The following is a 7,515-nucleotide window of genomic DNA, read 5'->3' on the forward strand; positions in this document are numbered from 1 at the left end:
CCCCCGCGCCACAGAGGCACCCTGCTTCACATTCAAGAGCCAACAAAAAACCCGCCGAAGCGGGTTTTTCATTACAGCCTGAAGCTTACTTCACAGCGCCTGGAGCAGCGGATTCAGCCGCGACAATCTGCGCTTGCGCGATCTGCTCGTCATCTTCGCGCACGTCGGAGATACCGCGACCACCGGAAGCCAGTTCGGTCTGCAACTGGTCTTCGTCCAGTTCCTTCACCCACTTGGCAACCACGATGGTGGCAACGGCGTTACCGACCAAGTTGGTCAGCGCGCGAGCTTCGGACATGAAGCGGTCGATGCCGAGGATCAGCGCCAGGCCGGCAACCGGCAGGTGGCCCACGGCCGACAGGGTGGCCGCCAGCACGATGAAGCCGCTACCGGTTACGCCAGCAGCACCTTTGGAAGACAGCAGCAGCACCAGTAACAGGGTGATCTGATGCGTGATGTCCATCGGGGTGTCGGTGGCCTGGGCAATAAACACCGCGGCCATGGTCAGGTAGATCGAAGTACCGTCGAGGTTGAACGAATAGCCAGTCGGGATCACCAGGCCCACCACGGACTTCTTGGCACCCAGGCGCTCCATTTTGATCAGCATGCGTGGCAAGGCCGATTCCGACGAGGAGGTGCCCAGCACGATCAGCAGTTCTTCACGGATGTAGCGGATCAGCTTGATCACGCTGAAGCCGTGGGCGCGGCAGATGGCGCCCAGCACCACCAGCACGAACACCACGCAGGTGATGTAGAAGCAGATCATCAGCTGGCCGAGTTGCACCAGCGAACCGACACCGTAGGCGCCGATGGTGAAGGCCATGGCACCGAACGCACCGATCGGCGCGAGCTTCATGATCATGTTGATGATGATGAACATGACGTGAGCGAAGCGATCGATGAAGTCCAGCACCGGCTTGCCGTAGGCACCCAGGCGATGCAGGGCGAAACCGAAGAGCACCGAGAACATCAGCACTTGCAGGATGTCGCCGTTGGCGAAGGCGCCAACGATGGTGTTCGGGATCACGTTGAGGATGAAGGCAACGATGCTCTGGTCTTTACCGGCATTGATGAAACCGGCGATCTTGCTGGTGTCCAGGGTCGACACGTCGATATGCATGCCGGCGCCCGGCTGCACGACGTTGACCACGACCAGGCCGATCAGCAGGGCAATGGTGGAAACGATTTCGAAATAGAGCAGTGCATAGCCGCCGGTCTTGCCGACCGATTTCATGTTCTGCATGCCGCCGATGCCGCTGACGACGGTACAGAAAATGATCGGGGCGATGACCATCTTGATCAGTTTGATGAACCCGTCACCGAACGGCTTGAGGGCAACGCCGGTCTGCGGGTAGAAGTGGCCGAGCAGAATGCCGATGGCAATGGCTACGATCACCTGGAAATACAGGGATTTGTACAGTGGCTGACGAGTCGTCATGGCAAAACCTTCCTCAAGAGTCCCGTGAGACAACATCCACCTGTTGTCCACGACACCTCAATTGCGAACCCTCCTGCACTGGAGGGATTTGTTTTTTGTCGGCTGCACGTCGCAGACCTGTGTATGGCATCGCAAGGCCCGTGCCATTTTTAGCAAACGTCCTACAAGTGCCGGGGCAGACGGCGTGTGCTTATTACCTGGACATTAAACGCACGCCCAGACTTGGCGGTTTTCCGCCAACCTCCCGGTTCACGTTCCTGGATTTGGCGGATATCCGCCTTGTCGAGCCCCGACGCCCTGTTACCATTCGTCCGCTCAACGGACGGATTTGTGCCATGCGCCAACGCACCATCGCCAGCCACTTCGCCCGCGCCGCCCTGGGTGGCGCGCGTCGGCAGGGGTTCGACTACATTCCCCTGCTGCAGCAACTGGGGATCAGCCCGGAGCTGCTGGACGAGCCGCGCGCGCGAATTGCCCCCGAACAATTCGCCCGCCTGTTGCAGGCACTGTGGGTCGCGTTGGCGGACGAATACCTGGGATTCGGCCGGGCACCGAGCAAACCTGGAACGTTCGCCATGATGTGCCACACGTTGATCCACTGTCGGACGCTGGGCAAGGCGCTGCAACGCGGCCTGTTGTTCTATAGCCTGTTCGCCGACGCCCCGAGCCTGACCCTCGAAGCTGAAGGTGAACGGGTAAGGCTAAGCCTGGACGAATCGACCCTGTGCGATCCCGACCACTTCCTGGCCGAAAGCCTGCTGGTCATCTGGCACCGCCTCGGCAGTTGGCTGATCGGCCAGCGGATCGGCCTGGAGCAGGCTACGTTCAGCTATGCCAGGCCAAGCCACGGCGCGGAGTACGACTTGCTATTCCCCTGCCCGTTGGTATTCGAGGCGCGAAGCAGCAGCTTGTTTTTCCATGGCCGCTACCTGGAAATGCCGTTACTGCAGGACGAGCGAACCCTCAAGCACTTTCTCGAACGTTCCCCCGCCGACCTGCTCTCGCGCCCGGACGATGGCCACAGCCTCACCAGCCAATTGCGCCGCCTGCTCAGCCGCGACACGGCGCGCTGGCCAGACCTGGACACGGTCGCGGCGCATCTGCATATCAGCTCGCAGACCCTGCGCCGGCATTTGCGCGAGGAAGGCACCAGTTTCCAGGAGCTCAAGGATCAGTTGCGGCGGGATATCGCCATCTACCACCTCGGCCGCGCGGATTTGTCGTTGCAGCAGATCGCCGAACAGCTGGGGTTCTCCGAACCGTCGGCGTTTCATCGAGCGTTCAAGAAGTGGACGGGGGTGACGCCGGGGGCTTATCGGGAACAGGAGAGCTGAGTGGTGACATCAAACTTCTGTGTATCTACCGGTTCCTGTGGCGAGGGAGCTTGCTCCCGCTCGAGTGCGCAGCGCTCGCAGGTTTTTAGGGCTGCTTCGCAGCCCAGCGGGAGCAAGCTCCCTCGCCACAGGGGCCAGTGCAAACACCAAGGATCCCAGTCAAACCACCGGCAAATGAATCCGGAACGCCGCCCCGCCCAGCTCTGAATCTCCCAGCGTCAACCGGGCGCCATAGCTTTCGATGATGTCTTTCACCACCGCCAGGCCGATCCCCTGCCCCGGATGCTGGCGATCCAGCCGTTCACCGCGCTGCAGGATCCGCGCACGCTGGTCCGGTGGCACGCCCGGTCCATCGTCCTCGATGCTCAACTCCGTCCCGCCGACTGTCTGGTGCATGCTCACCCGCACCTGGCCCAGGCACAGCCGATAGGCGTTTTCCAGGAGGTTGCCGAGCATTTCCAGCAAGGCGCCCTGCTCGATCGGCACCTGGCAATCCTCCGGCAGGTCGAATTCGACCTGCACGCGCTTGTCGCGGTAGACCTTGTCGAGGGTGTCGCAGAGGCTTTGCAACACCGGGCGCAAAGGCACCTGATGGCGCACCAGGCCGCTTTTGCGCAGGCTGGCACGCTGCAGCTGGTAGCCGATCTGCTGGCTCATGCGCTCGATCTGGGTTTGCAGCACCCAGGCCTGCCCACGTTCCTCGGGGCGCCGGGCCATGTCCTCGCTGACGCCTTGCAGCACCGCGAGCGGAGTTTTCAGGCTGTGCGCCAGGTCGTCGAGGGAGTCTCGATAACGGCTGCGCTGCTCACGCTCGCTGTGCAGCAAGCGGTTGAGCGAGCCGGTCAGGCGCAACAGCTCGCGGGGGTGTGCGGCGCTGAGGCTTTCCCGGTCGCCGGTTTCGATTTCATCCAACTCCTGACTCAAACGCCGCAACGCGCGCAGGCCCCAGGTCAAGCCGATCCACAACAGCGCCAGCAGCACCGCCAGCGCGGCGCCGAAACCCAGGTAAAGATTTTCTCGCAGGCCTTGCAGCGTCATCTCGTAATCGTGCACCGGCTGCAGGGTGACGATGCTGAACGCCGCGCTCTGGCCCCCGAGCAGCTTGACCTCGACGTCGTAGACGAAAAACTCCTGGCCGTTGTCCTCGCGGATGCGCGCAAACTGATTGCCCAGCCCGTCGTAGCGCGGTGCGTAGTTGATGTGTTCTTCCTGGGTCGCCTTCGAACGCCAGACCAGCCGCCCCTCGCGATCATAGATGTAGCCCAGCAGGCGGGCATCGGCGAGGTTGAAACGCTCATCGGGCAATTGCGCTGGCATCTTCAGTCGGTTGTTTTCCACCCGGGCAGCAGAAATCAGCGTGGTCACGTCCGAAGCCAGGCGCTGCTCAATGGATTCCTGCAAGGCCAGGCTGAAGGCGCCCTGCATCGCCGGCAGCAGTGCCAGCATGAACAGCACCGCCAGGGTCATGGCGGCCAGCATCAACCGCAACCGCAGCGAACGAATCACTGGCAGCGCTCGTTGAACAGGTAACCCAGGCCACGCACGGTATCGATCGGCTTGAACCCGGCCGGCGCCTCCAGCTTGCGCCGCAGGCGCCCGACCAGTACTTCGATCACGTTGGGATCGCGCTCGTCGTCATCGGGGTAAAGCTGCTCCATCAGGCGATCCTTGGCGACCACCTGTTGGTGATGACGCATCAGGTATTCGAGAATGCGGTACTCGTAGGCGGTCAAGGCCAGCGGCTCGTCACCGAGGGACGCCTGCTTGCGGTTGAGGTCGAGCAACAACGGACCGGCGACGATGGTCGATTGGGTGAAATCGCTGGAACGACGCAACAGGGCATTCAGCCGGGCTTCGAGCTCTTCGAACTGAAACGGCTTCACCACGTAGTCATCGGCCCCGGCGGCCAGGCCTTCGACCTTGTCCTGCCAGTTGCCGCGGGCGGTCAGGATCAGGATCGGGAAGGTCTTGTCCTGCGAGCGCAAGCGGCGAATCAGTTCCAGGCCGCTGATCCCCGGCAGGCCCAGGTCGATCACCGCCAGGTCGTGATTGAATTCGCGGACCTGGTACAGGGCTTCCTCGGCATTGGCCACGGCCTGGACTACATGGCCGCTGTCGGTGAGACGGGTTTGCAGGTGGTGGCGCAACAACGCTTCGTCTTCGACAACCAATAGTTTCATGGGCCTCTCCCAGGCGATTCAAACAACCAATTTCCAACAAAAGGGCCGGATCGTACGCGCCGATCCGGCTGCAATCATCATTGCCTGCCGCCTAGAACGTATAGTTGGCTGACAGGTAGGTCTGGGCGCTGCTGGTCAGGTCCAGCGATCCCACCTTGGCGCCATCGCGCGGGCTCATCTCGGTGCTGGCATTGCTGCGCAGGTAACGGTAACCCAGTTCCACCGAGGTGTTTTGCGAAATCTGCTGCAGCACGCCGCCTTGCAAGCCAACGGCATAGCCGATATCGCTGTCGCGGCTGAAGCCTGGGGAATCCTGGGTCAGCTTGGTCAGGCCCGCTGTGCCACCACCGAACAATTTAGTGCTGGCGGTCACCGGATAGAACAGATCGTAGCTGCCCAGCAGGTTTTCCTGGCGCAGCTTGATACCGTTGTGGCTGCCCGATACGTTGTCGTAAGTGGCGTAGTAGCGGCCCTGGTCATTCTGCCGACCCAGGCGCAGGCCGTAGGTGGTGTCCTTGCCGATGATACCGTCGGCGTTGGGGTTGTTCAGCGCGCTGTCCAGGGCACTGGATTTCTTGACCTTGTCGCTGGTCTGGCCGAGGGTCAGGCCGGCGAAGTTGTCATCGGCATGGGCCAGGGCGCTGGCGCCCAGCACGGTGAAGGCCAGCAGCAGTTTTTTCATAGCAGTCATGGTCAGGTACCTTTTGATGCGGTGGTTGTGTGAAGTCGCAGCCACGATATCCAGGGATCCCTGAACCCCTCTTGAACGTTCTCTGAACCTGGGCTGAATGAATCGGCTAGTCTGTTCGAACAAACTTTCAAGGAGATCCACCATGCGCAGGTTGCTTGCTGTTGTACTTCTGGCCTTGAGCGGCGTCAGCCACGCCGCCATCCAGACCCAGGAGATTCCCTACACCAGTGCCGACGGCACGAAGCTGATCGGCTATTACGCCTATGACGACGCGGTCAAAGGCCCGCGCCCCGGCGTGGTGGTCGTGCATGAATGGTGGGGGCTGAACGACTATGCCAAGCGCCGCGCCCGTGACCTCGCCGGCCTGGGCTACAGCGCCCTGGCCATCGACATGTACGGCGACGGCAAGAACACCGAGCATCCGAAAGACGCCCTGGCCTTCATGCAGGCCGCGCTCAAGGACGGCAAGGCGGCCAGCGCGCGCTTCCAGGCCGGCCTCGACCTGTTGAAGAAACAACCGCAGACCGACCCGGACAAACTCGCCGCCATCGGCTACTGCTTCGGCGGCAAGGTGGTGCTGGACGCGGCGCGCCAAGGCGTTCCACTGGCCGGCGTGGTGAGTTTCCACGGCGCGTTGGTCACCAACACGCCGGCCACCCCCGGCAGCGTCAAGGCCAGGATCCTGGTGGAGCACGGCGCGCTGGACAGCATGGTCAGCGAAGACAACGTCAGCGCGTTCAAGAGCGAGATGGACAAGGCCGGCGCCGACTACAAGTTTGTCAGCCTGGAAGGCGCCAAGCACGGCTTCAGCAACCCCGACGCCGACCGCCTGAGCCATGGCGAACATGGTGGGCCGGACATCGCCTACAACAAGGAAGCTGACGAGAAGTCGTGGGCGGATATGCAGAAGTTCTTCAAGAAAATTTTCTGACACATACAGCGCCTGTGGCGAGGAAGCTTGCTCCCGCTGGGTCGGTCCGACGCTTCGGGCGAAGCGGCCCTAAAAACTTGCGACCGCTGCGCAGCCCAGCGGGAGCAAGCTCCCTCGCCATAAAAGCCATCCCGCTCAAGCCGTTCCCACTACCCAGGCGCAAGCCAACCCGGCAAAATGCCCGGCATGAACCCATTCCCCGCCCTGCCCGCCTGCTGTTCGCCGCTGGATGACCACTGGCTGCTGCCCGACGCCCTGGCCGATACGGTGCTGCTCAGTACGCGCTTCGATCCGCTGTTGCTTGTCGCTGACGATTTCCCCAACAGCGCCATCGAACCCCCCGCAAGCATCCAGCGCTCGGTAGCCAAGCGTCAGGCGGAGTTTCTCGCCGGGCGAATCTGCGCCCGGGCGGCGTTGCTGCGGCTCGACGGCCAGGCCTGCGTGCCGGCCATCGGCGAAGACCGCGCCCCGGTGTGGCCGGCCCATGTCAGCGGCTCGATCACCCACAGCACCGGCCGGGCAGCGGCAATCGTCGCACAAAAGCGGGATTGGCTAGGGCTGGGCATGGATCTGGAAAACCTCCTCGACCCCGAACGCGCCGAGCGCCTGGCCGGTGAAATCCTCACCCCGGCGGAACTGCTGCGCATGGCCACCGCGCCGCAGGATGACCGCGCATTGCTGGTCACCCTGACTTTTTCGATGAAAGAAAGCTTGTTCAAGGCGCTGTACCCCATCGTCGGGCAGCGTTTCTATTTCGAGCACGCCGAAATAGTCGAGTGGTCCCACTCCGGGCACGCGCGGCTGCGGTTATTGACCGATCTGTCGACCGAGTGGCGCCATGGCAGTGAGCTGCAGGGGCAGTTTGGGGTCAAGGATGGGCAGTTGTTGAGCCTGGTGGGCGTCAAGGCCTGAGAGTTGTATTGGCCAGAATGCCGCCTTGG

7 protein-coding genes are annotated in these 7,515 nt (G+C 62.3%); 3 read left to right on the forward strand and 4 right to left on the reverse strand.

Annotated features, from left to right (window positions below; all coding sequences use genetic code 11):
• Positions 1-85: 85 nt before the first annotated feature.
• Positions 86-1,438: a dicarboxylate/amino acid:cation symporter gene (locus ACE04F_RS22225; RefSeq protein WP_486109948.1), complete on the reverse strand. Its 1,353-nt coding sequence runs from the start codon at positions 1,436-1,438 to the stop codon at positions 86-88.
• A 335-nt stretch (positions 1,439-1,773) separates the two neighbouring features.
• Here ACE04F_RS22225 and ACE04F_RS22230 point away from each other — a divergent pair, with 335 nt between their 5' ends.
• The gene (locus ACE04F_RS22230) at positions 1,774-2,772 is read left to right on the forward strand and encodes an AraC family transcriptional regulator (protein ID WP_486109949.1); all 999 of its coding nucleotides are present in this window, start codon (positions 1,774-1,776) and stop codon (positions 2,770-2,772) included.
• Positions 2,773-2,931: 159 nt separating this feature from the next.
• On the opposite strand, the gene ACE04F_RS22235 is transcribed toward ACE04F_RS22230, so the two are convergent.
• From ACE04F_RS22235 to ACE04F_RS22245, 3 genes are all read right to left on the reverse strand, one after another.
• Positions 2,932-4,278 (reverse strand): ATP-binding protein, encoded by a 1,347-nt coding sequence (locus ACE04F_RS22235; protein WP_486109950.1) that lies wholly within the window; start codon positions 4,276-4,278, stop codon positions 2,932-2,934.
• Positions 4,275-4,952 (reverse strand): response regulator, encoded by a 678-nt coding sequence (locus ACE04F_RS22240; RefSeq protein WP_486109951.1) that lies wholly within the window; start codon positions 4,950-4,952, stop codon positions 4,275-4,277. The genes ACE04F_RS22235 and ACE04F_RS22240 overlap by 4 nt, the downstream gene beginning before the upstream one ends.
• A 91-nt stretch (positions 4,953-5,043) precedes the next feature.
• On the reverse strand, positions 5,044-5,643 hold the full coding sequence (locus ACE04F_RS22245) for a hypothetical protein (protein ID WP_486109952.1): 600 nt from the start codon (positions 5,641-5,643) through the stop codon (positions 5,044-5,046).
• A gap of 142 nt (positions 5,644-5,785) precedes the next feature.
• On the opposite strand from ACE04F_RS22245, the gene ACE04F_RS22250 reads away from it, so the two are divergent.
• Together ACE04F_RS22250 and ACE04F_RS22255 are read left to right on the forward strand one after the other, a co-directional pair.
• Positions 5,786-6,574, forward strand: coding sequence for a dienelactone hydrolase family protein (locus tag ACE04F_RS22250; RefSeq protein ID WP_486109953.1), 789 nt, complete (start codon positions 5,786-5,788; stop codon positions 6,572-6,574).
• Between the two features lie 186 nt (positions 6,575-6,760).
• Complete coding sequence (locus ACE04F_RS22255) at positions 6,761-7,486, forward strand: 4'-phosphopantetheinyl transferase family protein (RefSeq protein ID WP_486109954.1); 726 nt, start codon at positions 6,761-6,763, stop codon at positions 7,484-7,486.
• The last annotated feature ends 29 nt before the right edge of the window (positions 7,487-7,515 follow it).

It is taken from the genome of Pseudomonas sp. AGC41, assembly GCF_057334555.1.

Excerpts from the sequence above, each read along its gene's own strand:
- ACE04F_RS22225 (WP_486109948.1), bottom strand. The coding sequence starts at position 1,438 with ATGACGACTCGTCAGCCACTGTACAAATCCCTGTATTTCCAGGTGATC.
- ACE04F_RS22230 (WP_486109949.1), top strand. The coding sequence starts at position 1,774 with ATGCGCCAACGCACCATCGCCAGCCACTTCGCCCGCGCCGCCCTGGGT.
- ACE04F_RS22240 (WP_486109951.1), bottom strand. The coding sequence starts at position 4,952 with ATGAAACTATTGGTTGTCGAAGACGAAGCGTTGTTGCGCCACCACCTG.
- ACE04F_RS22245 (WP_486109952.1), bottom strand. The coding sequence starts at position 5,643 with ATGACTGCTATGAAAAAACTGCTGCTGGCCTTCACCGTGCTGGGCGCC.
- ACE04F_RS22250 (WP_486109953.1), top strand. The coding sequence starts at position 5,786 with ATGCGCAGGTTGCTTGCTGTTGTACTTCTGGCCTTGAGCGGCGTCAGC.
- ACE04F_RS22255 (WP_486109954.1), top strand. The coding sequence starts at position 6,761 with ATGAACCCATTCCCCGCCCTGCCCGCCTGCTGTTCGCCGCTGGATGAC.